This window comes from Paracoccus saliphilus, from assembly GCF_028553805.1.
Lineage (GTDB): Bacteria > Pseudomonadota > Alphaproteobacteria > Rhodobacterales > Rhodobacteraceae > Paracoccus > Paracoccus saliphilus.
Genome location: NZ_CP067140.1, coordinates 2,735,400 through 2,760,909 on the forward strand (window position 1 = coordinate 2,735,400; position 25,510 = coordinate 2,760,909).

Sequence of the window (25,510 nt, forward strand, 5' to 3'; positions counted from 1 at the left end):
GATGCTCAAGACCCGGATCATTCCCTGTCTCGATGTTGCCGATGGCCGCGTGGTCAAGGGCGTGAACTTCATCGATCTGATCGACGCGGGCGACCCGGTCGAGGCCGCGCGCGCCTATGACGCGGCGGGGGCCGACGAGATCTGCTTTCTCGACATCCATGCCACGCATGAAAACCGTGGCACCATGTTCGACATGGTCACCCGTACCGCCGAACAATGTTTCGTGCCGCTGACCGTGGGCGGTGGCGTGCGCAGTCACCGCGATGTGCGCGACCTGCTGCTGGCAGGGGCCGACAAGGTCAGCTTCAACTCTGCCGCCGTGGCCGATCCCGACGTGGTGGCCGAGGCCGCCGACCGTTTCGGCAGCCAATGCATCGTCACCGCCATCGATGCCAAGACCGTCTCCCCCGGCAAATGGGAAATCTTCACCCATGGCGGACGCAAGCCAACGGGCATCGACGCGGTCGAGTTCGCCCGCATGGTCGAGGCGAAGGGCGCCGGGGAAATCCTGCTGACCAGCATGGATCGCGACGGGACCAGGGCGGGCTTCAACCTACCCCTGACCCGCGCCATCGCGGATGCGGTCAATATCCCGGTCATCGCCTCGGGCGGGGTAGGCACGCTCGATCACCTGGTCGAGGGGGTTACCCAAGGCCATGCCAGCGCCGTCCTCGCCGCCTCGATCTTCCATTTCGGCACCCATACCATCGCCGAGGCCAAGGCGCATATGGCCGCGGCCGGCATTCCGATGAGGCTGACATGACGCCATCCGACCGCCCTCGCCCGCTTGACCGACTGGCCGCCACGGTCGAGGCCCGCAAATCCGCCGATTCGGAGAGCAGCTGGACCGCCAAGCTTCTGGCCAAGGGCCCCGAGAAATGCGCCGAGAAATTCGGCGAAGAGGCAATCGAGGCGATCATCGAGGCGACCCGGGGGGATCGCGACAGGCTGGTCTCGGAAGCCGCGGATGTGCTTTACCACCTGCTTGTCATGCTGGCCGCGCGGGATCTGACCCTGGCCGATGTCGAGGCAGAACTGGAACGGCGCGAGGGCGTTTCGGGACTGGCTGAAAAGGCCGCGCGCGAATGATCAAGGAACTTGCAGCGAAACATTGCATATAGCCGAATTTGGCTTGAATGACGCGAATCCCTTCCCCTCGGGCGGGCTTGGGGGCTATAAGCGGCACAATCGCCGCTTTCCCGCCGGAAAGACGGCATGAAAATACGGCAGAGGACTGCATGAGCAACGATTCGAAAGACGGCAAGCATCACGACGGCGACGTGGCCTTTATTCAGTCACTGGCCGAGCTTCTGAATGCAAGCGATCTGGCCGAGCTGTCGGTCAAGCGCGAATATGGCGAACATGACCGGCTTACGGTCAGCCTGTCCAAACAGGGCAAACAGGTCGCGATGCAGGCCATGATGCCCACCCCGGCGCAAGCCGCGCCCGCGCCCTCCGCTCCGTCGGCCCCCTCGGCTGCCGCCGCTCCTGTGGCCCCGGTCAGCGAGGATCCGGCCGATCTTCCGGGCGCGGTGACCTCGCCCATGGTCGGCACCGCCTATCTTGCGGCAGAACCCGGCGCGGCGCCTTTCGTCCAGATCGGCCAGAGCATCGAGGAAGGCGATACGCTGCTGATCGTCGAGGCGATGAAAACGATGAACCACATTCCCGCCCCCCGTTCCGGCACCGTCAAGCGGATCCTTGTCGATGACGGCAGCCCGGTCGAGTTCGGCGCCCCCCTGATGGTCGTCGAGTGAGGCCCTGATGTTCGACAAGATCCTGATCGCCAATCGCGGCGAGATCGCCCTTCGCGTGATCCGCGCCTGTCGCGAGATGGGCGTCGCCTCGGTCGCGATCCACTCCACGGCGGACGAGGACGCGATGCATGTGCGCATGGCCGATGAATCGGTCTGCATCGGCCCCGCGCCTTCATCTGCCAGCTACCTGTCGATGCCCGCCATCATCTCGGCCTGCGAGATCACCGGCGCGCAGGCGATCCATCCGGGTTACGGTTTCCTGTCGGAAAATGCCGGTTTCGTACAGATGCTGGAGGATCACGGTATCACCTTCATCGGACCGCGCGCCGAGCATATCCGCATCATGGGCGACAAGATCACCGCCAAGGACACGATGAAGGCGCTTGGCGTGCCATGTGTTCCGGGCAGCGAAGGCGGGGTCGATGACGTCGCCGACGCCAAGAAGGTCGCCTCTGAGATCGGCTATCCGGTCATCATCAAGGCAACCGCCGGCGGTGGCGGGCGCGGGATGAAGGTGGCGCAGGACGAAAAGGGGCTCGAGGTTGCCTTCCGCACCGCCCGGGCCGAGGCCAAGGCCGCATTCGGCAATCCGGATGTCTATATCGAGAAATACCTGCAGAAGCCACGCCACATCGAGATCCAAGTCTTTGGTGACGGCAAGGGCCGCGCCGTTCATCTGGGCGAACGCGATTGTTCGCTGCAGCGCCGTCACCAGAAGGTGCTGGAGGAAGCCCCCGGCCCCGCCATCACCGAAGAACAGCGGGAACATATCGGCAAGGTCTGCGCCGAGGCGGTGGCCAAGATCGGTTACGCGGGCGCGGGCACGATCGAGTTCCTGTTCGAGGATGGTGAATTCTATTTCATCGAGATGAACACCCGCCTGCAGGTCGAGCACCCGGTGACCGAAGCGATTTTCGGCATCGACCTTGTCCGCCAGCAAATCCGGGTGGCAGCGGGCGAAGAGATGGAATTCCAGCAGGAGGATCTGTCGATCCGCGGCCATTCCATCGAAGTACGGATCAATGCCGAGAAGGTGCCCGGTTTCAGCCCCTGCCCCGGAAAGATCAGCCAGTATCACGCTCCGGGTGGGTTGGGTGTGCGGATGGATTCGGCGCTTTATGACGGCTATTCCATCCCCCCCTATTACGACAGCCTGATCGGCAAACTGATCGTGCATGGCCGCGACCGGCCCGAGGCCCTGGCACGTCTGGATCGCGCATTGGGAGAACTGATCGTGGATGGCATCGATACCACGGTGCCACTATTCCGCGACCTGCTGCAAGAGCCCGATATCCAGTCCGGCAATTACTCGATCCACTGGCTCGAGCGGTGGCTGGACCAGAAATACGGCTGAGCCATCCCGTGCTGACGCCTGCGCAACTGCTCTCTGGCTATGCGCAGGGCGTTTTTCCCATGGCGGAAAGCGCTCACGATCCACGCCTTTTCTGGTTCGACCCACCCATGCGCGGTGTGCTGCCGGTGGGGGGCGTCCATGCCTCGCGATCGCTGCTGCGCGATCTGCGGCGCGGCGACTGGTCGGCGCATCTAGACGGTGATTTCAATACGGTCGTGGCCGCCTGCGCGGATCGGAACGAAACATGGATCAACGCGCCGCTCGCCCGCCTTTACCATGATCTGCATCGGGCCGGACATGCCCATGCCATCGAAATCCGTCACGATGGCCGCTTTGCCGGCGGTCTGTTCGGCATCACCTTGGGGGCAGCATTCTTCGGCGAATCCATGATGTCGGCACGAACCAATGGCTCGAAAATGGCCCTGCTCTGGGCGTCCAGCCACTTGGCGCGCTGCGGCTTTACCCTGTTCGACACGCAGTTCCTGACACCGCATCTGGAAAGAATGGGCGGCGTAGAGATCCCGCGTCATCTCTATCGCCGCAAGCTTGCCTCTGCACTGCAGGGGAAATCCGATTTTCGCAGCCAGCAATTACCGGATGCCGATCAAATCTGGCAGGAAATCACCCAGACATCGTAACGCGCGTCATCCAGTGCCGATAATGCTGGAGAGGATGCGATCATCCAGCCGCTGAACCGCGTCACGTTTTCGGACTGATCGGTTATGGTAAGCTGCGCGAAGGCATCCGAACTCGGATCATCCGCCGGATAGCGACATTCCCCAAGCCGAATTTCCAGCCGTCCCAAGCGGACGGAATCACCAACCTGCACACGCAGATCCGTCGTGCGTCCGGAAACCTTGTCGAGCCCACGCAGCAGCGCACCATCCGCCCGCGCGACGGTTTCCTGTGGCGCTGTATTCTTTGCGTCCGGCTCTTGCGCGAATGCCCCCGATCCGGCAAGGACCGACATCAGCATGGATGCAAGAATTGCGGCGCCCCGCCTCTGCCTTCTCAAACTCATCTATTCCGGCTGCCACGCATCATAGTCACGGCGCTTGACAGGATCGGCGTGAAGGAGCGACCCTTCCGGGTGATAGGCGCCCCCGGTCCCGGTCATGTTCGCCACATGAGGCTCTTCCCAGGGTTTGTGCGGCAGAGGCGCCTCGGTCGGGGGCTCGGCCCATGTGTGATGCAGCCAGCCATGCCATTCCGGGCTCACCCTGCTGGCTTCGGATTCACCCTTGAAGATCACCCAACGGCGCTTGCCGTCCTTGTTCTGGTAAAAGACGTTACCCTCTGCATCCTCCCCCACCTTGGTGCCATTGCGCCAAGTCCAGACCTGGGTGTTTATCGTCTGGCTGTTCCACCAGGTCAGGGCACGAAGCAGAAACGACATTGGCGCGGACCTCATCTTTTCAGGTTTGTCAGAGATATGGCGCAACTCACCGTCAAGGTCCAGCCTCCATAGCAACAAAGCGTATCAACCTTACCGGGCGGGCTTCTTCTTCATGCCAATATCCTCGGGGGAGTCGCGGCTTGGCCAGCGGCGGGGGCGGACAGCCCCCAACCTTGCCCGGATATCATCCGGCGGAAGCGCTTTCCTTCTTGCTATCGGCATGGATCAGAAGCGGCTTGACGGAAGCATTCTCGACCGCATCCTCGTTGACCACCACCTCTTCAACGCTTTCCAGGCCGGGCAGGTCGAACATGGTATCCAGAAGGATATCCTCCATGATCGAGCGCAGCCCCCGCGCGCCCGTCTTGCGCGCGATCGCACGCTTGGCGATGGCGGTCAGCGCGTCGTCGGTAAAGGTCAGTTGCACACCTTCCAGATCGAAAAGCCGCTGATATTGCTTGACCAGCGCGTTCTTGGGCCGGGTCAGGATGATGATCAGCGCGTCCTCGTCCAGATCGGTTAGCGTGGCAATCACCGGCAAACGGCCGACGAATTCCGGGATCAGGCCGAATTTCAGCAGATCCTCGGGTTCCAGATCCTTGAACACCTCGCCCACGCCGCGATCGTCGTTTTCCTTGACCGAGGCGCCAAAGCCCATCGCAGTGCCCTTGTTGCGCTGCGAGATGATCCGGTCCAGCCCGGCAAAGGCGCCGCCGCAGACGAACAGGATATTGGTCGTGTCCACCTGCAGGAATTCCTGCTGCGGATGCTTGCGCCCGCCTTGCGGCGGCACCGAGGCGACCGTGCCTTCCATGATCTTCAGCAATGCCTGTTGAACCCCCTCGCCCGAGACGTCGCGGGTGATCGAGGGATTGTCGGATTTACGGGTGATCTTGTCGACCTCGTCGATATAAACGATGCCGCGCTGCGCCCGCTCGACATTGTATTCGCTGGCCTGCAGCAGCTTGAGGATGATGTTCTCGACATCCTCGCCGACATAGCCCGCCTCGGTCAGCGTGGTCGCGTCGGCCATGGTGAAGGGCACGTCCAGGATACGCGCCAATGTCTGCGCCAGCAGCGTCTTGCCGCAGCCGGTCGGGCCGATCAGCAGGATGTTCGACTTGGCCAGTTCGATATCCGATTTCGCGCCGTGATTCAGCCGCTTGTAGTGGTTATGCACGGCAACCGAGAGCACCCGCTTGGCATGTTCCTGGCCGATCACGTAATCGTCAAGAACCTGGCAAATCTCTTTCGGCGTGGGCACCCCTTCGCCGGATTTCAGCCCGGTCGATTTAGTTTCCTCGCGGATGATGTCCATGCACAGCTCGACGCATTCGTCGCAGATGAACACCGTCGGTCCCGCTATAAGCTTGCGAACCTCATGCTGGCTCTTGCCGCAAAAGCTGCAATAAAGCGTGTTCTTGCTGTCTGAGCCGGACTGGTTTGCCATCGTCCACTTCCTTCACTACCGCCCCGCGTGTCCTGCGAGGCGGGCGATGCCGGGACAGGCCCGATGCATCGCCATCCAATTCATCTGCCCCTGGCCTGCGACCGGCGGCATATTGCTTGGGCTCCATGTTAGGGATGACGCGCTTCCGTCACAATCCCCCTCGCCCTATTTCTTCTCTGACTCGGCTTTGCCGCGGGGCGTCAGCACCTCGTCGATGATGCCCCAATCCTTCGCCTCGTCTGGCGACATGAAGCGATCACGCTCCAACGCCTCTTCCACGTCTTCCAGCGATTGACCAGTGTGTTTCACATAGATTTCATTCAGGCGGCGTTTCAGCTTCTCGGTTTCCCGCGCATGGATCAGGATATCGGTCGCCTGCCCCTGGTAGCCGCCCGAGGGCTGATGCACCATCACCCGGCTGTTGGGCAGCGAATAACGCAGCCCCGGCTCTCCGGCCGCGAGAAGCAACGAGCCCATCGAGGCCGCCTGCCCGACCACGAGGGTCGAGACGCGTGGACGGATATATTGCATCGTATCATAGATCGACAGACCCGAGGTCACCACGCCGCCGGGACTGTTGATATACATGCTGATATCCTTGGACGGATTCTCTGCCTCAAGAAACAGAAGCTGCGCACATATCAGCGTGGACATCCCGTCATGCACAGGGCCCGAGACGAAAATGATCCGTTCCTTCAGAAGCCGAGAAAAGATGTCGTAGGAGCGTTCCCCGCGCGAGGTCTGTTCGACCACCATGGGAACGAGGGTGTTCATGTAGAATTCTGCCGGATCGCTCATCACTGTTCCTTGCCTGCTTGTCCCTGTTCCCGCGATTCGTCCGGGCAATGTGCCCTGTCTTATTCGCGAAAGGTTGACAGAGTCTTAGTAACCGGCAAGGTCCGCCGCAAGGGATGGAACGAAATTCACCTGACACTGCGACAGGCGGGATGGCAGGAGGCAAAGATGAAACTGATCGTGGGCCTTGGTAATCCGGGCGCAAAATATGCGAATAATCGTCACAATATCGGCTTTCTGGCCGTGGACCGGATCGTCGCCGATCACGGCTTGGGGCCGTGGAAATCCCGTTTCCAGGGTCAGGCTGCCGAGGGTCGCCTTGGCGATACGCGGGTGACGCTGTTGAAACCGCAGACCTTCATGAACCTGTCCGGCCAGGCGGTGGGCGAAGCCATGCGCTACCTGAAACTGACGCCCGCCGATGTCACCGTTTTGCATGACGAGCTGGATCTCACCCCCGGCAAATGCCGGATGAAGCGGGGTGGCGGACATGCCGGGCATAACGGGTTACGCTCGATCCATCAGCATATCGGGGCGGATTACGACCGGGTGCGGCTTGGGATCGGGCATCCGGGGCACAAGGACCGGGTGGCAGGCTACGTGCTGTCGGATTTTGCCAAGGCAGATCAGGAATGGTTGGACGACTTGCTACGCGGCATCTCGGACGGGGCGGCGTCGTTGGCGGCGGGCGATAACGGGCGGTTTCAGAACGCGGTGGCCAATCGCGTCGCGCCCGCCCGCAACAGCGGCACCGAACCCGAGGCAGCGCCAAAGCGCAAACCGTCGCCCCCCGGGAAACCTTCGACCGGCAAACAGAAAGCCGAACCACCGCAAGAAGCGTCGCAGGAGCCGCCCAGCTTCACCGACCGTCTGCGCGCCCTGACCGAGCGTTTCAAATGACCGCCGCCGATCACCGCGAATCCTTTCGCAAGCAGGTGGTCGCCTGCCGAGCGCTCGGTTCTCCGCTGACGGCAGATATTTGCGAAATCCTTGCCGAAACCCTGCAAGAGGACCAAGGAGAGGTCGCGCGCCGCATCCTGACCTGGCCCGGCGATTCCTCTCCACGGGCCGATGCGGTTCCGCTGAGGCTCTGCGGAGGGCTGCATGCGCTGGTGCTGACCGGGGCGGACAAGACATTGGCCGCAGCCTATGCCAATGCCCACCCGACCGCCGAGATCCTGCAGCAGGCAATCGCCACGCATGAGGATTATCTGCTGGACTGGCTGCAAGGCCCGCCCCAGACCAACGAGGTCGGGCGTGCGGCGGCAATCATCGCGGCGGCGCGTTTCGCGACCGGATTTTGCCCGTTGCCAATCCGGGCACTGGAACTGGGAGCGTCGGCCGGGCTCAACCTGAATTTTCATCGCTACGACCTGCACCCGCTGGGGGCGCCGCCCCCATCCGGTCCCGAAGGACCGGATTCCCCCGGGATATTTCTTGAAGAAGAAGGGCTTTCCCCGGTTGTGCTGCGCCCCGACTGGACGGGCGAGGTACCGCAGGCAGGCATCAAGGTTACCGAGGCCGAGGGGGTGGATCTGCGCCCCGTCGACCCGGTGGGCGATGAATTGCGGCTATTGGCCTATTGCTGGGCGGGTCAGCCAGAGCGGATGGCGCGATTGCGGGCGGCGCTGGCGATTGCGCGACGTTTTCCGCCACGGGTCACGGCGGACGATGCGGCGGGATGGCTGGAATCCAGGTTGGCGCAACAGGCACCGGGGCGGATGACCCTCGTCTATCACACCATCGCCTGGCAGTACTTTCCGCCCGCGACGCAAGCCAAATGCGAAGCGGCTCTGCAAGCAGCAGGCGCACCGGCGACGCGCGAGGCGCCGCTGGCGCATGTCTCGATGGAAGGGGATGGCGGCAAGGGTGGCGAGGGCGCCGCTTTGACCCTGCGTCTTTGGGATGGCGGGCCGCGCGCCTGGCGGTTGGGGCGTATCGACTTCCATGGCCGCTGGCTCAAATGGAACCCCACGGCGCTGTGACATCTCCGGGGCTTGGCGCAGCGCGCGGCACGGGCTAGCCTGCAGGGAAAGGAGGCGCCGATGGAGCCATCTCTGAATGTGCTGGGCGGGCCATTGCAGCCCTGCTCGAACAAGCCGCTGACCGGCTTCTACCGGGATGGCTGCTGCAATACCGGCCCGGAGGATCGCGGCAGTCACACGGTTTGCGTCGTCGTGAATGCCGAATTCCTGGCGCTGTCGAAATATCTGGGCAATGACCTGAGCACGCCTCGGCCCGAATTTCACTTCCCCGGCCTGAAGCCCGGCGACCGCTGGTGTCTCTGCGCCGCCCGCTTCCTGCAGGCAGCACAGGAATTTGCCGCCCCGCAAGTGGTCCTGGACGCGACCCATGCCCGCGCCGCCGAAATCGTCCCGCTCGATCTGCTACGCGCCCATGCCGTCGACACGCAGAGTTAGACCCGCATTCCTCGCATCGCTGCTTGCGCTGGCCTTCCTGCCCGCGGCGGCCACGGCACAGGCGGTGCTGGTCGATGGTACTGCGATCCGGCCGGACGATCAGCGCCGCCTCGAGGAACTGGATGCCAGTGCAGGCAGCGCGCTGCGAGAGGCTTTCGCTTCCGGCACCCCGGAAGATCTGGACCAGTTGGCAGATACACTGGCGGGAACGCCTCTGCCCCCCGAAGAGGCGCTGGAACTGCTTCCCGGCGAATGGTCCTGCCGGATGATGAAACTGGGCAACGGCGTGCCGCTGGTCATCTACCAGAACTTTGCCTGCGTCGTGACGGAGGATGGTGGTTTCGAAAAGCTGACGGGATCACAGCGCAGCAAGGGCCAGATGCATCCGGACGGTAATCGGCTGGTCTATCTTGGAACCGGCTTCATCGCCGGCGACACGCCTCCGCCCTATGCCGAACTGCCCGACAAGGTCAGCCCGCAAGACATGCCGCAGCGCATGCCACAGGTCGGCGTGGTCGAGATGATCAGCAAGGATCGGGGACGCATCCTGTTTCCCGATCCTTACCTGGAATCACGCATGAACCTGCTGGTTTTGCAGCGTTGAGCCCATGAAAATGCCGGCAGGTATATCCTGCCGGCATGTGAGATCATTGCTGCTCAACGGCTCAGCTGTTGCTGTCACCGCCGTCCGAGCCACCATCGGAATCCGAACCGCCGTCGGAGTCGGAACCGCCGTCGGAACCCGAGCCACCATCAGAGCCGGAACCATCGCCGGAATCAGATCCGCTGTCGCCGGCAGAGCTGTCAGCACCGTCGGAATCAGATGTATCACCGGTGGAACCGTCATCGCCGCTCATGCCATCATCGGCGCCATCGCCCGACATTCCGTCATCGGTCCCGCCAGTGCCATCATCTGACATACCGTCGTCGGCGGAGCCGTCCGTGGCGTCGTCAGAGCCATCTTCCGACATCCCATCGTCTATCGCACCGTCATCAGCGGTGCCATCGTCTGACGCATCCTCATCCGTTGCACCATCATCAGTTGCGCCATCATCCGACGCATCCTCGTCGGGCATGGCTTCATCCTCGACCGCGTCCGAGGCCGCACCGGTCTCGGCGGATGAAGGTTCCTCATCGCGCCGCAGCTCGACACCATCGACAGAAACGAGGCTGCCATTGGCGACGCTGTAAACCAGTTCAATCGGCTCGCCATCACGCTGCGCGGTGACCGTCATCAGCGCGCCTTCCCGCAGGATGTGAATATTCGTGTAGCCTTGCGAGACGAGGGTCTTGGCGACGGCTTCGTCATTCTCCCACTGCTCAAGGATGGGATAATCCGTTTCCGTGATCGTGCCTATCGGGGATTCCGTCGTCTCCGCAGCCTCGGGAACGGTGACAGAATTCCCTTCGGGCGTTTCCACCACGGTCTCTTCCTGAGCCAGCGCGGTTGTCCCCAACAGCACGCTCAGCGCAGCCACCTTGCCGCCCAACAGGGCGATTTTGATCTTATCGGTCAGCATGTCTTGCCTCCATGATCGGTTACGGCAAGGTAACGCACAGGAGGAGGGCGAAGTTCAGGCTGTTCACATGGCCGTCATGTCAGACAGCGGAACCCCGCCGATGCAAGACCTAACACACTGATCGTGCTCAGGTCTGGATATCGGCGCCAAGATGCTTGGCAACGGTGAAGATGTCCTTGTCGCCACGCCCGCACATATTCATCACGATCAGGTGGTCCTTGGGCAGGCCCGGTGCGATCTTCATCACATGGGCCAGCGCGTGGCATGGTTCTAGCGCCGGGATGATACCCTCGGTCTCGCAACACATCTGGAAGGCGGCCAGCGCCTCGTCATCGGTGATGCTGACATATTCGGCGCGGCCCACATCCTTCAGCCAGGCATGTTCGGGTCCGATACCGGGGTAATCCAGTCCGGCACTGATCGAATAGCCTTCGAGAATCTGGCCATCCTCGTCCTGCAGCAGATATGTGCGGTTGCCATGCAGCACGCCCGCACGCCCCCCGGACAGCGAGGCGCAATGCTCCATCCGGTCATCGACGCCTTTGCCGCCCGCCTCGACACCGATGATGCCGACGCTCTTGTCGTCGAGGAAGGGGAAGAACAGCCCCATCGCGTTCGAGCCACCGCCGATCGCGGCGATGATCGTGTCGGGCAAGCGCCCTTCACGGGACAGGATCTGTTCGCGCGCCTCCTTGCCGATGATCGACTGGAAATCACGGACCATCGCCGGGTAAGGATGCGGCCCTGCCACCGTGCCGATGCAATAGAACGTGTCGCGGACATTGGTGACCCAATCGCGCAGCGCATCATTCATCGCGTCCTTCAGCGTGCCCCGGCCCGAGGTGACCGGCACGACCTCTGCCCCCAACAGCCGCATGCGGAAGACGTTCGGGGCCTGACGTTCGACATCATGCGCGCCCATATAGACCACGCATTTCAGCCCGAACCGCGCGCAGACCGTCGCCGTCGCCACGCCATGCTGGCCCGCCCCGGTCTCGGCGATGATGCGGGTCTTGCCCATGCGCCGCGCCAGCAGGATCTGGCCCAGAACGTTGTTGATCTTATGCGCGCCGGTATGGTTCAGCTCGTCGCGTTTCAGGTAAATCTTCGCCCCGCCCAAACGCTCGGTCAGCCGCTCGGCGTGATAGAGCGGCGAGGGACGGCCCACGTAATGGGTCCAGAGATCGTCCATCTCGGCCCAGAATGCCGCGTCGGTCTTGGCACGCTCGTATTCGGCCTCGAGCTCGAGGATCAGCGGCATCAGCGTCTCGCTGACGAAGCGGCCGCCATAGATGCCGAAGCGGCCCTGTTCATCGGGTCCGTTCCTGAAGCTGTTTACCAGATCATCGGGCATGGGATGCGCCTTCGCGGTTGAAGAGGTATTTCGACAAAGAAGAAGTCTAGAGCGGTTTCTTATAACCGATATGGCTGGGCGTGAAGCCCAAGCGGTCATAGAAGCGATGCGCCATGTCGCGGCTCTTGTTCGTCGTGAACTGCATCAGGCTGCAACCGGCGGCACGGGCCCGGCTCTCGGCATCCTCGATCAGGGCTTCGCCGATCTGCTGACCACGATGAGAGGCGGCGACCCGGACGCCTTCGATCTGGGCACGCCGCGCGGCGGAAAGCGAAAGGCCGGAGATGAAGGTGATCTGGTAGCAGGCCACGACCTGGCCCTCGGCCTCCCCGACGATCAGGTGATTGTTGCCCTCGGCCTGCATCGCATCGAATGCGGCGAGATATTCATCGGGAACGGCGGTTTCGCGGCCGCGCCCAAGCATGTCATCGGCGAGCATGGCGACGACGGCGGGCACGTCTTCGCGGCGGGCGAGGCGAAATTCGATCATGACGCAGCCTTTGCGGCGGTAATGAAATCGCGGATGAGGCCGGTATCCTTCTGCCCCGGCCCGGTCTCGACCCCTGAGGAGACATCGACGCCGGGCGCCTTGGTCAGGCGGATCGCCTCGGCCACATTCGCGGGAGTCAGCCCCCCGGCCAGCAGCCAGGGCTTCAGCCAGCGGCGACCGACCAGCAGGCGCCAGTCAAAGGCCAGCCCGTTGCCACCCGGAAGAACCGCGTCTTTCGGCGGCTTGGCATCGACCAGCAGCATGTCCGCCACTGTCCCGTAATCGATCAACTGGGGCAAATCCTCGGAACCGGCGATTCCCACGGCCTTCATCACCGGAAGACCGAAGCGCGACTTGATCTCTGTCACCCGCTGCGGTGTTTCGCCGCCGTGAAGCTGGATCAGGTCCAGCGGAACCTCGGCCAGCACCGTTTCGAGCAGCGCATCCTCGGGGTTCACGAGCAGGCCGACGCGGGCGATCCCTGCAGGCACCATACCCGCCAGCTCAGCCGCCTGCGCGGCACTTACGGCACGGGGAGATTTCGGAAAGAAGTTAAAACCAAGATAACCCGCCCCGGCATCAAGCGCGGCGGTGACATGTTCCGGCTCGCGCAACCCGCAGATCTTGACCTGTGCCATCTGACGTCAGCGCGCCGCAGGCAGCGTCGTGCCGGAAGCGGGTCCTGCCGAGGCGGTGGATTGAGATGCTGCCCCGGTCTTGGGCTTGTCGAGAATCGCCAGGACCTCGTCACGGGGATTGGCATGGCGTTCGCGCAACCCGCCAACCTCGCGTTCCAGCCGCGCCACCTCGGCGCTGCGATTACGGGCTTCACGCCGGACATGCGCCTCGCGCAGGTACTCCCAGATCAGTCCCGCCAGCATGCCGAAGGCCACGGCAAGGAAAATGACAAGGAACAGCGGCAGATCAACCGACCACTTGCCACCGAGATACTGCCCCAGATTCGCCGGAAACGCGTTGAGCGTCACGGTCTCGCGATTGGCGAGAGCCACCGCCACCAGAACGATGGCCAGCAATATGATGAACAGCAGGCGAAGAAAGCGCATCTGGATCCCCTTAACTGGCGCGAGAATGCCGCGCCCTTCCCAAAGGTCTTTCTAGGACGATCACGCGTCGCCGTTCAACCTGTCACGCAACAGTTTACCGGTCTTGAAGAACGGCACATGCTTTTCCTCGACCTCGACGGATTCGCCGGTGCGAGGGTTGCGGCCGATGCGGGCATCGCGTTTCTTGACCGAAAACGCGCCGAAACCACGCAGCTCGACCCGGTCCCCCCGCGCCATCGCATCGATGATCTCGTCGAAGACGGTGCTAACGATCTTTTCGACGTCGCGCCGGAAAAGATGCGGATTATCATCAGAGATTTTCTGGATAAGCTCGGACCGGATCATTTTACCTCCCAGGACAGCGGTGGTGATAGCGGCAGCCACAGATCTGGCAGCTTCCCACCTAACTCTCTGGCAACGCACGAAACAACGCAAGGGTTTCATTAGCGATGCCAGCTTTATCGCGAACACGCAAGCCAGATATCGTCATGTAACGCGGCAATTCGCTTATACTTCGCCCATTTCAAGCGTGATTTCCATGCTGTGACTGGCCGTGTCCTCGGCCTCTGCCACACGAGGAATCACAACATCGAGAAGGCCGAAGCATGGCGGATCTTGCTTCCAGCGGCAAGTTTGCCATGTAGTTGCAGATGAGGCCCGGCATAGGGCGAATCCAACTCTGCCGGCGCAAATCCGAAACGACTGTAATAAGCGGGATCCCCAAGGACGACCATCGGTGTCTCCCCTGCCCAACCCAGGGCCTCGTGAACAAGCGCACCGCCAATCCCAAGCCCCTGCGCCTTGGATGTGACGGCGACAGGCGCCAATGCGACTGCCTCGGTATCGCCCGCCAGCGGCGAAAGGCCCAGATATCCGATGACCGCCCCCGCCGCCTCGGCGACCAGTGACAGGCTCAGATCGCCCTGGCGGCGAAGCTCGGCGACCAGCCGCGCCTCATCCCCGCCTCCGAAGGTCGCGCGCAGCAGCGCATCAATGGCGTCCCGGTCCGACGGAAGTTCGGGGCGGATGACGGGATGGATCTCGCGCTTGTGGAAATCGCGTTCGATATCCGCGCTTTTCCTGCCCCATTCGCTGGAGCCCGCCCGCGCCTGATGCGCCGCAAAGGCATCGGCATCGGTAAAGACCTCGGACAGGTGCCAGAGCATCGGATCGTCATCCTGCCAGATGTCGAAACGCAGGCAACCGGGCTCGGCGCGGCTGAGTTCGACATGATCCGGCAAGAGCGACAGCGCGGTCATCATCTGCGCCGTATCCGCGCAGATCAGCCGCCCCGACAATGCGATCATGGGGCGAGCCAAGGCAATTGCCGCGCCTTCGCCGCCATGATCGTGGCGGGGGTGGTGATGTCCGCAGGCGCAGCTCATGGCGGTGATCCTTTCGTCAAATCACGTCCTGCTTAGCAAATGATCCGCGCCAAGGCCAATCAGGCATTGAACAGGAAATGCAGCACATCGCCATCCTTGACCTCGTAGGTCTTACCCTCGACGCGCAGCTTGCCCGCCTCGCGCGCGCCGGCCTCGCCATTGCCAGAGATGTAATCGTCATAGGCGATGGTCTCGGCGCGGATGAAGCCCTTCTCGAAATCGCCATGGATCTCGCCCGCCGCCTGCGGGGCGAGCGTCCCCTTGCGGATGGTCCATGCGCGCGCCTCTTTCGGGCCGACGGTGAAATAGGTCTGCAGCCCCAGAAGGTCGTAGCCCGCGCGGATCAGCCGGTCGAGCCCGGCCTCTTCCAGCCCCATCTCGGACAGGAACATCTGCGCCTCTTCGGCCTCGAGCTGGCTGATCTCTTCCTCGATCCGGGCCGAGATGACGACATGTCCGGCACCTTGCGCCGCCGCCATTTCCGCCACCTTTGCAGACCATGCATTCCCCGCCCCGGCCTCGTCCTCGGCCACGTTGCAGACGAAAAGCACCGGCTTTGCGGTCAGCAACTGCAGCATGTTCCAGGCCTTGCGGTCCTCGTCGGCGATCTCGACGCTGCGGGCGGGCTTGCCGTCCTCCAGCGCGGCGAGCGCGAGTTTCAGCAGCCGCTCCTGCGCCACGGCCTCCTTGTCGCCGCCCTTCAGCTTGCGCGTCAGGCCGGACAGCCGCCGTTCGATCGATTCCATGTCGGCGATCATCAGTTCTGTCTCGATCACCTCGGCATCGGCGATGGGATCGACGCGGCCGTCGACATGGGTCACATCGCCATCCTCGAAACAGCGCAGCACATGGGCCACGGCATCCACCTCGCGGATATTGGCCAGGAACTGGTTGCCCAACCCCTCGCCCTTGCTGGCCCCCTTCACCAGCCCGGCGATATCGACGAATGTGATCCGCGTCGGGATGATCTGCTTGCTGCCCGCGATCCCGGCCAGCCTGTCCAGGCGCGGATCGGGCACGGCGACCTCGCCGACATTCGGCTCGATCGTGCAGAAGGGGAAATTCGCGGCCTGCGCGGCGGCCGTTCTCGTCAGCGCGTTGAACAGCGTGGATTTGCCGACATTCGGCAGCCCCACGATCCCCATCCGAAAACCCATTTCAAGCAACCTTTCTTGATTTCGGCGGTTGTTTAGGCTGAGGTCGGTCACAAGTCCACCCCGCGGCCCCACAGGAGGAACCATGACTTTCACCCCTTACCTGTCATTCCAGGGCGAATGCGCCGAAGCCTTCAACACCTATGCCCGCCTTTTCGGCGGCGAGGCACAGCTCAGCCGCTTTGACGAACTTCCCGAGGCGACCGGCATGCCGCCGCTTGAACCCGACCAGGCGGGTTGGGTCATGCATGCGCAATTGACCCTGCCCGATGGCAGCAGGCTTCTGGGCTGCGACAATCCCCCGCAATTCGGAGGCGAGCGCATGGCCGGATCGTCCATCGCGGTCACTCTGTCGTCAGAGGACGAAATCCAGCGGATCTTCGACGGGCTGGCCGAGGACGGGCATGTCAAGATGGAGCCCGGCCCGACCTTCTTCGCCAAGTTCTTCGCCATGCTGACCGACCGTTTCGGCGCAAGCTGGATGCTGGTGGTCGAATCCGAGGGGACTGGCGAAGAGACATGACGGACCTTTGATCCCGTGGCTGCCATGGGAAACTTTGAATTGACCGATGGCATGCTATACTGTGCCGGACCGGGTGGGCAGAATGCGCATCCTCTTGGCGATGAGCGGGCAGAATGCCTATATCGTCGTTGCGAGTTCGAAGGTTGAAGATGAGCGAGAGTACCGAAAACCATACCCTCCGCCTGCTGCAGGAAATGCGGAAGGAAATGAACGAAATGCGGCAGGAAATGAGCGAACGTTTCGACGGGGTGGATACCCGAATTGACGGGGTGACCCATATCCTGACGCTGCTTGCGGCGAACAAGCATTCGCATGACGACCGTATCACGGCACTGGAGGAAAAACCCTAAGGCTCTTACCGTCCTCCTCCTTTCCCTGCCACGCCTCCGGAAGTTTCGGGGGCGTTTCGGTTTTCACGCCCCGGCATCCGAACCAATACCCGCTACGGTTTCCGGGATCTGTGCGGGCGGGCGACGAAACCTCGGTATCTCGGCCTCGCCCCGCATTGCGCCGCCCGCATATGCAGGCTAATCCTGCTGGAACGGATTGCAGGGGCGGGCCATGACCAGGATAGACGACAGATTCGCAGAGCTTCAGGCACAGAGCAAAAAGGCCTTCGTCGCCTATATGATGGCCTCGGATCCCGATGACGCCACCGCGCTCGAGATCATGCGCGGCCTGCCCTCTGCCGGTGTCGATATCATCGAACTGGGCATGCCCTTCACCGATCCGATGGCCGACGGCCCGACCATCCAGGCGGCGGGCCAGCGCGCTCTGGCCGCCGGCGGCAGCGTCAGCCGCACCCTCGACATGCTGCGCGAATTCCGCAAGCAGGACGACACCACCCCGGTCGTGATGATGGGCTATTACAACCCGATCTATGCGCGTCCCGGCGGGGTGGAGGAATTCCTGCGCGACGCGAAAGAGGCCGGGGTCGACGGGCTGATCGTCGTCGATCTACCTCCCGAGGAGGATGACGAGCTTTGCATTCCCGCCGCCCGCGCCGGTCTCGACTTCATCCGCCTCGCGACACCGACCACCGATGACCGGCGCCTGCCCGCCGTGGTCAAGAACACCAGCGGCTTCGTCTATTACGTCAGCGTCACCGGCATCACCGGCGGCCCCGCCGCCAACGCCGCCGAAGTCGCCCCCGAGGTCGCCCGCATCCGCAAGGCCGCCAATCTGCCGGTCGTGGTGGGTTTCGGCATCTCGACCCCCGAGGCCGCCGAGAAGGTCGCCTCGGTCGCCGATGGCTGCGTCGTCGGCAGCGCCATCGTCAAGCTGATCGGCGAAGGCCGCCCGGTGCCCGAGATCCTCACCTTCGTCCGCGACCTGGCCGCCGGGGCGCATCGCGGCTGATCCAATATGCTCGAATTCGACCATTTCGCCATCGCCGCCAGCAGCCTCGACGAGGGCACCGCATGGCTGCGGGATCGGCTTGGGGTCGAATTGCAGCCGGGCGGCAAGCATCCCGCGCTTGGCACGCATAACATGCTGCTCTCGCTCGGGCCCCGCGAGTATCTCGAACTCATCGCCATCGACCCGGACGCATCCCGCACCGGCAGCCCCGGCTGGTTCGGACTACGGGATTTCACCGGCCCGCCCCGGATCGCCGGTTGGGTGCTGCGCCAATCCCCGCTGGAAGCGCCCGAAGCCACCCATATCGCCGAGGTCAGCCGCGCCGATCTGCGCTGGCGGATCACCCTGCCCGATACCGGCCAGATGCCCGGTCAGGGCACCACGCCGATGCGCATAGACTGGGGCGGTGGCGCGCATCCCTCGGACGGCCTGCCCGATCTCGGGCTACGCCTGACCGGCCTGACCATAAGCGTAGCCGTGCCCCCATCCCTTCCGCTGAACGACCCTCGCATCTCGCTGACCACCGGCCCGACGGGGTTCAAGGCCCGCATTTCCACGCCAGGCGGCGAGGTCCAGCTATGACACGCATCCGCGCCGCCCTACCCGAGGATGCGCCCGCAATCGCCGCGATCTGGAACCCGATCATCCGCGACACCGCGATCACCTTCTGGCCGGTCGAGCGCAGCGAATCCGAGATCGCCGCCATCATCCGCGACCGTCAGGCAGCGGGCCAGCCCTTCCTGCTGTCCCAGGATGACAGGGGCAAGGTGACCGGATTCGGCTCTTACAGCCAGTTTCGCGCGGGCGGCGGCTATGCGAAAAGCATGGAGCATTCGATCAACCTTGCCCCCGAAGCGCGCGGAACCGGCACTGCGGCGCTGATGCTGACCGCGCTCGAGGACCACGCCCGCTCCGCAGGTCACCGCCTGATGATCGGCGGAATTACCGCCAGCAACGAGATCTCGATCCGCTTTCATGCCCGAATGGGCTATGCCGAATGGGGGCGCATCCCGGCGGCGGGCTGGAAATTCGGACGCTTCCACGACCTGGTGCTGATGGGCAAGGACCTGGCAGGATGATACTGGCCGAGGCCGGACCCATCGGATCCGGTCCTTCAGGGATCTGCCTCGACCGGAACCTTTCGAATTGCGTCCCGCGATGGCCGGGGGGTTTCACACCCCCCGGCACCCCCCGTGGGATATTTGCATGAAGAAGAAAAGACGCACCGTCACGATCGCAGCCCGGCGCAGTATGTTTTTCGTACCAGGTTGAAGTGCCGATACCGGGGCCATGCATCTGACACCTCTTCTTTCCGCGTGAATACGGGAGAATCGTCATGCGGCGCGCGCTGTCTGTGTACGGGCTGTGTACGCCCTGTGCACATCCTGTGCACAGGGCGTGCGGCCGAATTTCCAACATTTGCAGGGTAAAACGCGCCCCTGTTGCGCAGCAGTGCCGATGCAACGCACGCTCCTGTTGCGTATCCGGTCTCGCTCTCTGCGATGTGAACACAGCGACAACTCGCCCCTACCGTAGCGTGCTCATAGCCGTTAGTCTGGTGACATGGATACGAGCCCGCATCAGCCCGTCTGCCCGCATCTGCCGAAGCCCCGCAGCTTCTGGCAGCGCATCGCCGATCGTCTGGCGGCAATGCTCGGCCGGCAGCGAGCCGCGACCCCACCGGAACGCTCGGTCGCCTTCACCATCGCGGTGATCGCGCTTGGCGCCAAGCTGGCCAAGGCCGACGGTGCCGTCGCCCGCTCGGAGGTCGCCGCCTTCCGCCGCGTCTTCATCATCCCGCGGGCCGAGGAAAAGAACGCCGCAAGGGTCTTTGACCTGGCCCGTCAAGACGTGGCGGGTTTCGACGCATGGGCACATCGGATCGCGGCCATGTTCCCGGCGGGCGATCCGGTTCTCGCCGATGTGATCGAGGGGCTGTTCATCATCGCCGTCGCCGATGGCGATCTGCACGAGGCCGAGATCGCCTTTATCGACGAGGTGGGCCGCATCTTCGGGCTGACCCAGGCCCGCATCAAGACGATCCGCGCCCGCCATGACCCGAAGGCCGGCTGCCCGCCCTGCGAAGTGCTTGGTATTCCCCTGGAAACCCCGCTGCCAGAGGCTCGGAAACATTGGCGCAACCTGATCCGCGAATCGCATCCCGACCGCGCCATTGCCCGCGGCCTTCCGCCCGAGGCGGTTCGCCTCGCCGAGGCCCGCACCCGCCGTCTCAACGAGGCATGGGAAAAGTTCCGGGCCATGCATACGCCCCCGGCACCGACAGGGAACTGATGCGGCGCGGTGCGGCCGCAAGGCTTAGCGGATACGCAAATCACTTGCGCAAGCCCCATGGACGCCCCATCTTCCCTGACATGAAGATACGCGCCCTGACCCTTGCCGCATTCCTGGCCCCGGCCTTGTTGACCGCGCCCGTCCTGTTCGCTCAGGACGACCCCGAGGCCTGGCAGCCGCCCCTGCAGGACAGTGAGCCTGCACCCGAGGAAGACGGGGGCGACCTGATCGGGCGCGGTGTCGGCATCCTGATGGAAAATTTCATGCGCGAGCTTGGGCCCGGGCTGGATCAACTGAGACAGGACATGTCGGGCGCGTTCAACAACCTGTCGCCGGTTCTGAAGGATCTGAGCGTCCTGGTCGATGATCTACGCAATTACGAGCCCCCCGAGCGGCTGGAAAATGGCGATATCGTCATCCGGCGCAGGGCGGACGCGCCGCCGCCTCCACCCATCGGGGAGGATCTGCGCAATTTCACCACGCCCGAGGATCAGCCGGATTCCTCGGTCCCGCGCGATCCGGATGCGCCCGAAATCGATCTCTGATTGGCATCGGCGATCAGGCGGCGATGACCGCGCGCCTCGGTCGTGACCTCTTCGAAACGGGTGATGCCCTTCGCCTCCAGCGCCGGGATCAGGCGCAGGAAAATCTCGGCGGTGGCGGCAGCGTCCCCCATGGCGCTGTGCCGCAGATCGGGGGAAATGGCGATATCCAGCCGTTCGGCCAAGGCATCCAGCGTATGTGGCACCCCGCCCCCCCAGACCATTGCCGAAAGCAGCACGGTATCCAGCACCCGGTTGTCGAAATGCTGCCCGGTCTCGGGCTCGGTGGCACGTAGCATGCCCATGTCGAAAGGGGCATTATGGGCCACCAGCACCGCATCCTCGGCAAAATGGTGAAAGGCGGTCAAGGCGCTGCGCATGTCGGGAGCATCCGCAACCATCTTGTCGGTGATGCCGTGAATCGCGGTCGCACCGGGCGGGATCGGGCGGCCCGGATTGACCAGCGTCTCGAAACGCTCGCCGGTCATCCGCCCCCGCGCGATCCTGAGCCCTGCGATCTGCACGATCCGGTCAGAGGCCGCCAGTCCCGTCGTCTCGGTGTCGAACACGACACAGGTCAGATCCGCCAGCCGGGATGACGCCGCCCCCCTTGCGGCCAATGCGAAATCATAGGTCAGCCCGACCGCATCGCGCCGATCCGCCGCAAGCTGCAGGGGTAGGACCAGGCGCGGGCCGTTGTCGCCGGTTTCCGGCCAGATACCAGAGCCATGAGCGGCCAGAATATCGGCACCGCTCAGATCGGGCTGGCCGGGATCGGGGGCTTCCTCCAGCCAGCGCTCCAGCCGGTCCATTGGCACCGCCTCACCCTGCCATTCCAGGCGCAGATACAGCTCTGTCCGGTCCTCGCGATGGATGCGCAGAACCGGTCGCGCGCCCATGTCGCGAAGCCTTGCATCCAACCGGCGCAACAGCGCATTCATCGCCCCGGCCTCGGCAAGGACCGACAGGGGCGGCATGTCGCCATCCGCTTCCAGCCCGGCCACCAACTCGTTCAGCCCGGCCCGGGCGGTGGGCGCATCCCCGGCCAGGGTTTCGGACAGATGCCTTGTTGCGCGGGCCAGCCCCTGTCCCTCGTCCCTGATCGCCTTTGCCAGCGCGGGCGGGATCGGTCCGTCCAGCGCATCCAACATCGGAACCAGCGTCGCGGCATGACGCCTCAGCGCCTCCAGCGCGTCACGGGGAAGCGGGCGATTGGGGGCATGGTCGCGCAGGATTAGCAGGATGTCCTTTTCAATCCGGCGCATCCGCCCTGACAACCGCACCCCTTCCAGGGTCAGGCAGGTCAGATCCGTCGCCTCTGCCCCGGTCACAAGACGCGCCATGGCGGCCTCTATCGCACCGGGGGCGATGTGGCGCTCGATCGGGCGGTCCAGCGCCAGCCCCGGCAGCAATCGTGCCGCCGAGGCGTTGTAGAACACCACTCGCCCGCCGGAATCGGTCATCACCGCAGCCGCACCGAAATCTGCGAGGATCGATTCCAGCCGTGCCTTTTCGCGGATGAGTTCGGCGGCATGTTCGGCCAACGCCTCGTCCAGGGCATCGGCGGTATGCGCTCGCGCCTCGGCCGCATCGTGAACGGCAGAACCGATATCGCCCAGATAGCGCGCCTGGTCGGCATCGGGAACCCGCCCGGTCCGCAATGCCCCGGCCAGCCCGTCAATGGGACGGACAAAATGGCGGTCGAACAGGAACCACAGGGCGGCGATCAGCGCCAGCACGACAAAACCCGCGATCACCCCGGCCTGCAGCAGCGGATCCAGTATCTGGCGCAGCGCCACGCCATTCCCCAGCAAACGCCCCGCCCCGATCCAGAGCGACAGGCCGATCACAGTCAGCACTGCGAATACAAGCCCCGCGAATATCAGCAGGACACGGAGCCGCAGGTTGACCGGCCCTTTCATTCCCGCTCCAGCAGCCGCGCCATTTCCGCCCTGAGCTCGGACAATTCGAACGGCTTGGCGATGAACCCATCTGCGCCAAGCGCCAGCCCTTTGCGGCGCTCGACAACCGATCCGCGCGCCGTCATCATCAGCACCCGGACATGTTTCAACGCCGGATCGGCGCGCAGATCCTGCACGATCTGGTAACCCGAAACATCTGGCAGCATCACGTCCAGCAGCACGAGATCGGGGCGCTCGGCGCGGATCCGTTCGACCGCCCCCGCCCCTGTTGCCAGCCGGAAATGGTTGTGCCCGTCCCGCGACAGCAGGAAATCCAGCGCGACGGCGATATTGTCCTCATCCTCGACCACCAGGATATCCGCCATCATCCGGCCTCCGCTTGGCACACGGCGGTAAAGGCCGGATCATCGGCTTCCGCCGCGGTCCATTCAGCGCCCGCGACAGAGAAGACGCCCTTCTCGCAGTCGAATTCCTGCGGCACGATCGTCGTCGGTCCACGCCGCTCGACCAGCATGATCTCGGCGCGGCGCTTGCCTTCTCCGAGTTCACTGATCTGAGCCGGGTCCAGTGCCGCGAAACGGACGGCCACCGGTGCGAGATAGGTCCAGGGTGCCCAAGGCTGACTGTCGCGCCCGATGGCCAGCATCTCGGCCCCTTCGGGCAGTTGCGCTTTCGCACGACCGAACCAAGCGTAATCGTTCCACACCGAATAGCCGATCATCGCCAGTCCGGCACAGGCGGGCAATAGCCAGCGGGCGGGCGAGAACCCCACCTTGCGCGCGGCATGCATCAGGGCATAGACCAGCGCCGCAACACCGATCCCCACCGCGATTGCCCCCAGAAGCTCGACACCCGTAGCGGTCATCCCAGAAATCCTTTCCCATGGCCCGCGGCCGATTGCATTCCGCGCACCACCACGAATGCGTCGCGCAGATGGCTCCGCTCGAAATCCGGCAGGTCGGCGGGCGAGAGGTAATTGTCGGGCGCACGACTGGCACGGATCAGGTCGGCCTGGTTATCCAGCCGTATCGTCTGGATCAGGTCATAGGCCGCGATCAAATCGCGCGCGCCGCTGCCCGAGATCACGCCCTTGGCCTCGGCATCCTGCAACCTCGCGCGCGTGTTGACCGGCGTCAACCGCCCCTGAAGCGCATAGATCCGCGCCAGATCGGTGACAGGCACGACGCCGCCATGTTTCATGTCGATATGGTCGCGATGTTCGCCCGAGCGGATCGTCGAGAAGCCTCCGATGAAACCCAGGGGCGGGCGATGCTTGAGCGAGTTCGTCACCATATGCGCCACGAAGATCGAGTTCTTCTCGGCCCGCTCCAGCGTTTCGACCTGCAGTCCGGTCAGAAGCGTGCCATCCCCGCCGATGGCGCGCAGATCGAACATGACCGAGGCAAGCATCTGCGCCTCGGGATCGGGGGTGGCGATCCAGTCGCGGAAATAGCGGCGCCAGACATCGCGCGGTTGCCGCCAGCGGGGATTGGTCGCCATCATGTCTCCAGGACAATAGACATAGCCGCATTCGTTCAGCCCGTCGCAGACGAAGCGGGCCAGCGCCTCGAAATAAGGCTCTGCCGGATCGGCACCATCGGCGAGGATCAGGCAATTGTCCTGGTCGCTCACCCCGGTCTGTTCCTGCCGCCCCTGGCTGCCGCAAGCCGCCCAGAGATAGGGCACGGGGGCCGGCCCAAGCTGCGTCTCGGCCATCTCGAGCAGGCGGCGTGTCACCGCATCGGCGATATCCGAGATCATCCGCGTGATGACCTCGTGCCGCTGATGCGCCCTGACCAGTTGCGCGAGAAGGTCGGGGATGCGGGCCGTCGTCTCGGCCATCTCGGCCACCGTCTTGGCCTGCGAGATATCGCGGATCAGGGCCGTGGCCGAGATCGCCTGAACCCGCGTCAGGTCGGTCTGGCTGATCATGCCGATGAAGCGGCCGTCCTCGATAATGGGTAAATGCCCGATCCGCTTCTCGAGCATGATGTTCAGCACGTCATAGCCAAGCGCCGAGGGCGGCAGGGTAATCGGATCGGCGGTCATCACCTCGGCCACGGGACTGTGCAGGTCGCGCCCCTCGGCCACCACGCGGCTCGACATGTCCCGGATCGTCACCAGCCCGATCAGCCGCTCTCCCTCGGTGACGCCCAGACTGCTGACCTGCGCGTCACGCATCAGCCGCGCGGCGTCGATGATGGGCGTATCGGGAGGGCAGCTTTGCGGGCGGCGGTTGAGCAGATCCCCCACCTTCAGCAATGCCACATCGGCGGTTCGCAGCATCGCCCCGCCGCCACGATCGAAGAAACGCGCAACCGGGCGAGACGTGGCCATCAGCTGCGTCAACTCGGCCCGGGGCAGCATCAGGACGACCGAATCTTCCACCGTCCGCGCCGAAGTCACCGCACAACCGTCGCGCAGCAGGCCCCGCTCGCCGAACGAGTTGCGCGGCCCCAGTTCCGAAACCGACTCGCCATTGCGGTCGGTGACATGGACGGCCCCGCTTTCGATGAGGAACAGACCGGGCAGGAGGTCGCCGAAATGATAGATCTCGGCACCCGCCGGATAACTCCTGCGGCTGAAAGAGGTGGCGACCCGCGCCAACTCGTCCCGCGACAGGCTGTCATAGGGATGAACGGTAGAAATGAAATCAGAGATCCCGGACATTCTTCACGATCCCACCGAAATACCAGGGAAAGGCATGAAAGGATCGTTCCTTCTTCTTCATGC

The 25,510-nt window shown here is 63.7% G+C and carries 32 protein-coding genes; 16 read left to right on the forward strand and 16 right to left on the reverse strand.

Annotated elements, in window-relative coordinates:
• The first annotated feature begins 1 nt into the window (after position 1).
• The 5 genes from hisF (at position 2) to aat (ending at position 3,749) form a co-directional block, all read left to right on the forward strand.
• Positions 2 to 763, forward strand: coding sequence for an imidazole glycerol phosphate synthase subunit HisF (hisF, locus tag JHX88_RS13125; protein ID WP_076523317.1), 762 nt, complete (start codon positions 2 to 4; stop codon positions 761 to 763).
• Entirely contained in the window at positions 760 to 1,089 is a 330-nt protein-coding gene (locus JHX88_RS13130; protein WP_076523319.1) for a phosphoribosyl-ATP diphosphatase, read from the forward strand. The genes hisF and JHX88_RS13130 overlap by 4 nt, the downstream gene beginning before the upstream one ends.
• 149 nt (positions 1,090 to 1,238) lie before the next feature.
• Positions 1,239 to 1,757 (forward strand): acetyl-CoA carboxylase biotin carboxyl carrier protein, encoded by a 519-nt coding sequence (accB, locus tag JHX88_RS13135; protein ID WP_076523321.1) that lies wholly within the window; start codon positions 1,239 to 1,241, stop codon positions 1,755 to 1,757.
• A gap of 7 nt (positions 1,758 to 1,764) precedes the next feature.
• Complete coding sequence (gene accC / locus JHX88_RS13140; RefSeq protein WP_076523323.1) at positions 1,765 to 3,111, forward strand: acetyl-CoA carboxylase biotin carboxylase subunit; 1,347 nt, start codon at positions 1,765 to 1,767, stop codon at positions 3,109 to 3,111.
• A gap of 59 nt (positions 3,112 to 3,170) precedes the next feature.
• Positions 3,171 to 3,749 carry a leucyl/phenylalanyl-tRNA--protein transferase gene (gene aat, locus JHX88_RS13145; RefSeq protein WP_419182369.1) on the forward strand — a complete coding sequence of 193 codons (579 nt, stop codon included), beginning with the start codon at positions 3,171 to 3,173 and terminating at the stop codon, positions 3,747 to 3,749.
• Here the strand turns inward: aat and JHX88_RS13150 are convergent.
• The 4 genes from JHX88_RS13150 to JHX88_RS13165 all read right to left on the reverse strand — a co-directional run bounded on the left by JHX88_RS13150 (position 3,716) and on the right by JHX88_RS13165 (position 6,755).
• The gene (locus JHX88_RS13150; protein ID WP_141225746.1) at positions 3,716 to 4,132 is read right to left on the reverse strand and encodes a DUF2155 domain-containing protein; all 417 of its coding nucleotides are present in this window, start codon (positions 4,130 to 4,132) and stop codon (positions 3,716 to 3,718) included. The two genes, aat and JHX88_RS13150, sit on opposite strands and share 34 nt — an antisense overlap.
• The gene (locus tag JHX88_RS13155; RefSeq protein ID WP_076523327.1) at positions 4,133 to 4,507 is read right to left on the reverse strand and encodes an NADH:ubiquinone oxidoreductase subunit NDUFA12; all 375 of its coding nucleotides are present in this window, start codon (positions 4,505 to 4,507) and stop codon (positions 4,133 to 4,135) included. It lies immediately after the preceding gene.
• Between the two features lie 184 nt (positions 4,508 to 4,691).
• The gene (gene clpX, locus JHX88_RS13160; RefSeq protein WP_076523329.1) at positions 4,692 to 5,957 is read right to left on the reverse strand and encodes an ATP-dependent Clp protease ATP-binding subunit ClpX; all 1,266 of its coding nucleotides are present in this window, start codon (positions 5,955 to 5,957) and stop codon (positions 4,692 to 4,694) included.
• A 165-nt stretch (positions 5,958 to 6,122) separates the two neighbouring features.
• A complete protein-coding gene (locus JHX88_RS13165; RefSeq protein ID WP_076523331.1) occupies positions 6,123 to 6,755 on the reverse strand; it encodes an ATP-dependent Clp protease proteolytic subunit in 633 nt (210 codons plus the stop codon).
• 165 nt (positions 6,756 to 6,920) lie between these two features.
• Here JHX88_RS13165 and pth point away from each other — a divergent pair, with 165 nt between their 5' ends.
• From pth to JHX88_RS13185, 4 genes are read left to right on the forward strand one after another with little or no spacing between them, the layout of a single operon-like run.
• Complete coding sequence (gene pth, locus JHX88_RS13170; RefSeq protein WP_076523333.1) at positions 6,921 to 7,652, forward strand: aminoacyl-tRNA hydrolase; 732 nt, start codon at positions 6,921 to 6,923, stop codon at positions 7,650 to 7,652.
• Entirely contained in the window at positions 7,649 to 8,737 is a 1,089-nt protein-coding gene (locus tag JHX88_RS13175; protein ID WP_076523335.1) for a DUF2332 domain-containing protein, read from the forward strand. Before pth ends, JHX88_RS13175 begins: the two co-directional genes overlap by 4 nt.
• A 60-nt stretch (positions 8,738 to 8,797) precedes the next feature.
• Positions 8,798 to 9,172 carry a DUF2237 family protein gene (locus JHX88_RS13180; RefSeq protein ID WP_076523337.1) on the forward strand — a complete coding sequence of 125 codons (375 nt, stop codon included), beginning with the start codon at positions 8,798 to 8,800 and terminating at the stop codon, positions 9,170 to 9,172.
• Positions 9,105 to 9,776 (forward strand): DUF4893 domain-containing protein, encoded by a 672-nt coding sequence (locus JHX88_RS13185; RefSeq protein WP_084202844.1) that lies wholly within the window; start codon positions 9,105 to 9,107, stop codon positions 9,774 to 9,776. Before JHX88_RS13180 ends, JHX88_RS13185 begins: the two co-directional genes overlap by 68 nt.
• A gap of 61 nt (positions 9,777 to 9,837) precedes the next feature.
• Here the strand turns inward: JHX88_RS13185 and JHX88_RS13190 are convergent, their stop codons facing one another.
• The 8 genes from JHX88_RS13190 to ychF form a co-directional block, all read right to left on the reverse strand.
• A complete protein-coding gene (locus JHX88_RS13190; protein ID WP_076523339.1) occupies positions 9,838 to 10,692 on the reverse strand; it encodes a hypothetical protein in 855 nt (284 codons plus the stop codon).
• Between the two features lie 127 nt (positions 10,693 to 10,819).
• On the reverse strand, positions 10,820 to 12,046 hold the full coding sequence (trpB, locus tag JHX88_RS13195; protein WP_076523341.1) for a tryptophan synthase subunit beta: 1,227 nt from the start codon (positions 12,044 to 12,046) through the stop codon (positions 10,820 to 10,822).
• Between the two features lie 46 nt (positions 12,047 to 12,092).
• The gene (locus JHX88_RS13200; RefSeq protein ID WP_076523343.1) at positions 12,093 to 12,536 is read right to left on the reverse strand and encodes a GNAT family N-acetyltransferase; all 444 of its coding nucleotides are present in this window, start codon (positions 12,534 to 12,536) and stop codon (positions 12,093 to 12,095) included.
• Complete coding sequence (locus tag JHX88_RS13205; protein WP_076523345.1) at positions 12,533 to 13,174, reverse strand: phosphoribosylanthranilate isomerase; 642 nt, start codon at positions 13,172 to 13,174, stop codon at positions 12,533 to 12,535. The genes JHX88_RS13200 and JHX88_RS13205 overlap by 4 nt, the downstream gene beginning before the upstream one ends.
• Positions 13,175 to 13,180: 6 nt before the next feature.
• The gene (locus JHX88_RS13210) at positions 13,181 to 13,600 is read right to left on the reverse strand and encodes a lipopolysaccharide assembly protein LapA domain-containing protein (protein ID WP_076523347.1); all 420 of its coding nucleotides are present in this window, start codon (positions 13,598 to 13,600) and stop codon (positions 13,181 to 13,183) included.
• Between the two features lie 60 nt (positions 13,601 to 13,660).
• Positions 13,661 to 13,945, reverse strand: coding sequence for an integration host factor subunit beta (ihfB, locus tag JHX88_RS13215; RefSeq protein ID WP_076523348.1), 285 nt, complete (start codon positions 13,943 to 13,945; stop codon positions 13,661 to 13,663).
• Between the two features lie 236 nt (positions 13,946 to 14,181).
• Positions 14,182 to 14,985 (reverse strand): GNAT family N-acetyltransferase, encoded by an 804-nt coding sequence (locus JHX88_RS13220; RefSeq protein ID WP_076523350.1) that lies wholly within the window; start codon positions 14,983 to 14,985, stop codon positions 14,182 to 14,184.
• Positions 14,986 to 15,044: 59 nt separating this feature from the next.
• Complete coding sequence (gene ychF, locus JHX88_RS13225) at positions 15,045 to 16,142, reverse strand: redox-regulated ATPase YchF (protein ID WP_076523352.1); 1,098 nt, start codon at positions 16,140 to 16,142, stop codon at positions 15,045 to 15,047.
• Positions 16,143 to 16,224: 82 nt separating this feature from the next.
• Here ychF and JHX88_RS13230 point away from each other — a divergent pair, with 82 nt between their 5' ends.
• The 7 genes from JHX88_RS13230 to JHX88_RS13260 all read left to right on the forward strand — a co-directional run bounded on the left by JHX88_RS13230 (position 16,225) and on the right by JHX88_RS13260 (position 20,858).
• Positions 16,225 to 16,662, forward strand: a complete 438-nt coding sequence (locus tag JHX88_RS13230) for a VOC family protein (protein WP_076523354.1) — start codon at positions 16,225 to 16,227, stop codon at positions 16,660 to 16,662.
• A gap of 149 nt (positions 16,663 to 16,811) precedes the next feature.
• On the forward strand, positions 16,812 to 17,012 hold the full coding sequence (locus JHX88_RS13235) for a hypothetical protein (RefSeq protein ID WP_076523356.1): 201 nt from the start codon (positions 16,812 to 16,814) through the stop codon (positions 17,010 to 17,012).
• 211 nt (positions 17,013 to 17,223) lie between these two features.
• The gene (trpA, locus tag JHX88_RS13240) at positions 17,224 to 18,021 is read left to right on the forward strand and encodes a tryptophan synthase subunit alpha (RefSeq protein WP_076523358.1); all 798 of its coding nucleotides are present in this window, start codon (positions 17,224 to 17,226) and stop codon (positions 18,019 to 18,021) included.
• A 6-nt stretch (positions 18,022 to 18,027) separates the two neighbouring features.
• Positions 18,028 to 18,603 (forward strand): VOC family protein, encoded by a 576-nt coding sequence (locus JHX88_RS13245; RefSeq protein WP_076523360.1) that lies wholly within the window; start codon positions 18,028 to 18,030, stop codon positions 18,601 to 18,603.
• Positions 18,600 to 19,100: a GNAT family N-acetyltransferase gene (locus tag JHX88_RS13250; protein ID WP_076523362.1), complete on the forward strand. Its 501-nt coding sequence runs from the start codon at positions 18,600 to 18,602 to the stop codon at positions 19,098 to 19,100. Before JHX88_RS13245 ends, JHX88_RS13250 begins: the two co-directional genes overlap by 4 nt.
• 484 nt (positions 19,101 to 19,584) lie before the next feature.
• Positions 19,585 to 20,313 carry a molecular chaperone DjiA gene (locus tag JHX88_RS13255; protein ID WP_076523364.1) on the forward strand — a complete coding sequence of 243 codons (729 nt, stop codon included), beginning with the start codon at positions 19,585 to 19,587 and terminating at the stop codon, positions 20,311 to 20,313.
• 80 nt (positions 20,314 to 20,393) lie between these two features.
• On the forward strand, positions 20,394 to 20,858 hold the full coding sequence (locus JHX88_RS13260; RefSeq protein WP_076523366.1) for a hypothetical protein: 465 nt from the start codon (positions 20,394 to 20,396) through the stop codon (positions 20,856 to 20,858).
• Here JHX88_RS13260 and JHX88_RS13265 read toward each other — a convergent pair.
• The 4 genes from JHX88_RS13265 to JHX88_RS13280 are packed head-to-tail and all read right to left on the reverse strand — an operon-like array spanning position 20,804 to position 25,447.
• Positions 20,804 to 22,777: a 3'-5' exonuclease gene (locus JHX88_RS13265; RefSeq protein ID WP_076523368.1), complete on the reverse strand. Its 1,974-nt coding sequence runs from the start codon at positions 22,775 to 22,777 to the stop codon at positions 20,804 to 20,806. The two genes, JHX88_RS13260 and JHX88_RS13265, sit on opposite strands and share 55 nt — an antisense overlap.
• Positions 22,774 to 23,142 (reverse strand): response regulator transcription factor, encoded by a 369-nt coding sequence (locus JHX88_RS13270; protein ID WP_076523790.1) that lies wholly within the window; start codon positions 23,140 to 23,142, stop codon positions 22,774 to 22,776. Before JHX88_RS13270 ends, JHX88_RS13265 begins: the two co-directional genes overlap by 4 nt.
• Complete coding sequence (locus tag JHX88_RS13275; RefSeq protein ID WP_076523370.1) at positions 23,142 to 23,642, reverse strand: hypothetical protein; 501 nt, start codon at positions 23,640 to 23,642, stop codon at positions 23,142 to 23,144. The genes JHX88_RS13270 and JHX88_RS13275 overlap by 1 nt, the downstream gene beginning before the upstream one ends.
• Positions 23,639 to 25,447 (reverse strand): DUF294 nucleotidyltransferase-like domain-containing protein, encoded by a 1,809-nt coding sequence (locus tag JHX88_RS13280; RefSeq protein WP_076523371.1) that lies wholly within the window; start codon positions 25,445 to 25,447, stop codon positions 23,639 to 23,641. Before JHX88_RS13280 ends, JHX88_RS13275 begins: the two co-directional genes overlap by 4 nt.
• Positions 25,448 to 25,510: the final 63 nt, after the last annotated feature.

Excerpts from the sequence above, each read along its gene's own strand:
- hisF (WP_076523317.1), top strand. The coding sequence starts at position 2 with ATGCTCAAGACCCGGATCATTCCCTGTCTCGATGTTGCCGATGGCCGC.
- JHX88_RS13130 (WP_076523319.1), top strand. The coding sequence starts at position 760 with ATGACGCCATCCGACCGCCCTCGCCCGCTTGACCGACTGGCCGCCACG.
- accB (WP_076523321.1), top strand. The coding sequence starts at position 1,239 with ATGAGCAACGATTCGAAAGACGGCAAGCATCACGACGGCGACGTGGCC.
- accC (WP_076523323.1), top strand. The coding sequence starts at position 1,765 with ATGTTCGACAAGATCCTGATCGCCAATCGCGGCGAGATCGCCCTTCGC.
- aat (WP_419182369.1), top strand. The coding sequence starts at position 3,171 with ATGGCGGAAAGCGCTCACGATCCACGCCTTTTCTGGTTCGACCCACCC.
- JHX88_RS13150 (WP_141225746.1), bottom strand. The coding sequence starts at position 4,132 with ATGAGTTTGAGAAGGCAGAGGCGGGGCGCCGCAATTCTTGCATCCATG.
- JHX88_RS13155 (WP_076523327.1), bottom strand. The coding sequence starts at position 4,507 with ATGTCGTTTCTGCTTCGTGCCCTGACCTGGTGGAACAGCCAGACGATA.
- clpX (WP_076523329.1), bottom strand. The coding sequence starts at position 5,957 with ATGGCAAACCAGTCCGGCTCAGACAGCAAGAACACGCTTTATTGCAGC.
- JHX88_RS13165 (WP_076523331.1), bottom strand. The coding sequence starts at position 6,755 with ATGAGCGATCCGGCAGAATTCTACATGAACACCCTCGTTCCCATGGTG.
- pth (WP_076523333.1), top strand. The coding sequence starts at position 6,921 with ATGAAACTGATCGTGGGCCTTGGTAATCCGGGCGCAAAATATGCGAAT.
- JHX88_RS13175 (WP_076523335.1), top strand. The coding sequence starts at position 7,649 with ATGACCGCCGCCGATCACCGCGAATCCTTTCGCAAGCAGGTGGTCGCC.
- JHX88_RS13180 (WP_076523337.1), top strand. The coding sequence starts at position 8,798 with ATGGAGCCATCTCTGAATGTGCTGGGCGGGCCATTGCAGCCCTGCTCG.
- JHX88_RS13185 (WP_084202844.1), top strand. The coding sequence starts at position 9,105 with ATGCCCGCGCCGCCGAAATCGTCCCGCTCGATCTGCTACGCGCCCATG.
- JHX88_RS13190 (WP_076523339.1), bottom strand. The coding sequence starts at position 10,692 with ATGCTGACCGATAAGATCAAAATCGCCCTGTTGGGCGGCAAGGTGGCT.
- trpB (WP_076523341.1), bottom strand. The coding sequence starts at position 12,046 with ATGCCCGATGATCTGGTAAACAGCTTCAGGAACGGACCCGATGAACAG.
- JHX88_RS13200 (WP_076523343.1), bottom strand. The coding sequence starts at position 12,536 with ATGATCGAATTTCGCCTCGCCCGCCGCGAAGACGTGCCCGCCGTCGTC.
- JHX88_RS13205 (WP_076523345.1), bottom strand. The coding sequence starts at position 13,174 with ATGGCACAGGTCAAGATCTGCGGGTTGCGCGAGCCGGAACATGTCACC.
- JHX88_RS13210 (WP_076523347.1), bottom strand. The coding sequence starts at position 13,600 with ATGCGCTTTCTTCGCCTGCTGTTCATCATATTGCTGGCCATCGTTCTG.
- ihfB (WP_076523348.1), bottom strand. The coding sequence starts at position 13,945 with ATGATCCGGTCCGAGCTTATCCAGAAAATCTCTGATGATAATCCGCAT.
- JHX88_RS13220 (WP_076523350.1), bottom strand. The coding sequence starts at position 14,985 with ATGAGCTGCGCCTGCGGACATCACCACCCCCGCCACGATCATGGCGGC.
- ychF (WP_076523352.1), bottom strand. The coding sequence starts at position 16,142 with ATGGGTTTTCGGATGGGGATCGTGGGGCTGCCGAATGTCGGCAAATCC.
- JHX88_RS13230 (WP_076523354.1), top strand. The coding sequence starts at position 16,225 with ATGACTTTCACCCCTTACCTGTCATTCCAGGGCGAATGCGCCGAAGCC.
- JHX88_RS13235 (WP_076523356.1), top strand. The coding sequence starts at position 16,812 with ATGAGCGAGAGTACCGAAAACCATACCCTCCGCCTGCTGCAGGAAATG.
- trpA (WP_076523358.1), top strand. The coding sequence starts at position 17,224 with ATGACCAGGATAGACGACAGATTCGCAGAGCTTCAGGCACAGAGCAAA.
- JHX88_RS13245 (WP_076523360.1), top strand. The coding sequence starts at position 18,028 with ATGCTCGAATTCGACCATTTCGCCATCGCCGCCAGCAGCCTCGACGAG.
- JHX88_RS13250 (WP_076523362.1), top strand. The coding sequence starts at position 18,600 with ATGACACGCATCCGCGCCGCCCTACCCGAGGATGCGCCCGCAATCGCC.
- JHX88_RS13255 (WP_076523364.1), top strand. The coding sequence starts at position 19,585 with ATGGATACGAGCCCGCATCAGCCCGTCTGCCCGCATCTGCCGAAGCCC.
- JHX88_RS13260 (WP_076523366.1), top strand. The coding sequence starts at position 20,394 with ATGAAGATACGCGCCCTGACCCTTGCCGCATTCCTGGCCCCGGCCTTG.
- JHX88_RS13265 (WP_076523368.1), bottom strand. The coding sequence starts at position 22,777 with ATGAAAGGGCCGGTCAACCTGCGGCTCCGTGTCCTGCTGATATTCGCG.
- JHX88_RS13270 (WP_076523790.1), bottom strand. The coding sequence starts at position 23,142 with ATGGCGGATATCCTGGTGGTCGAGGATGAGGACAATATCGCCGTCGCG.
- JHX88_RS13275 (WP_076523370.1), bottom strand. The coding sequence starts at position 23,642 with ATGACCGCTACGGGTGTCGAGCTTCTGGGGGCAATCGCGGTGGGGATC.
- JHX88_RS13280 (WP_076523371.1), bottom strand. The coding sequence starts at position 25,447 with ATGTCCGGGATCTCTGATTTCATTTCTACCGTTCATCCCTATGACAGC.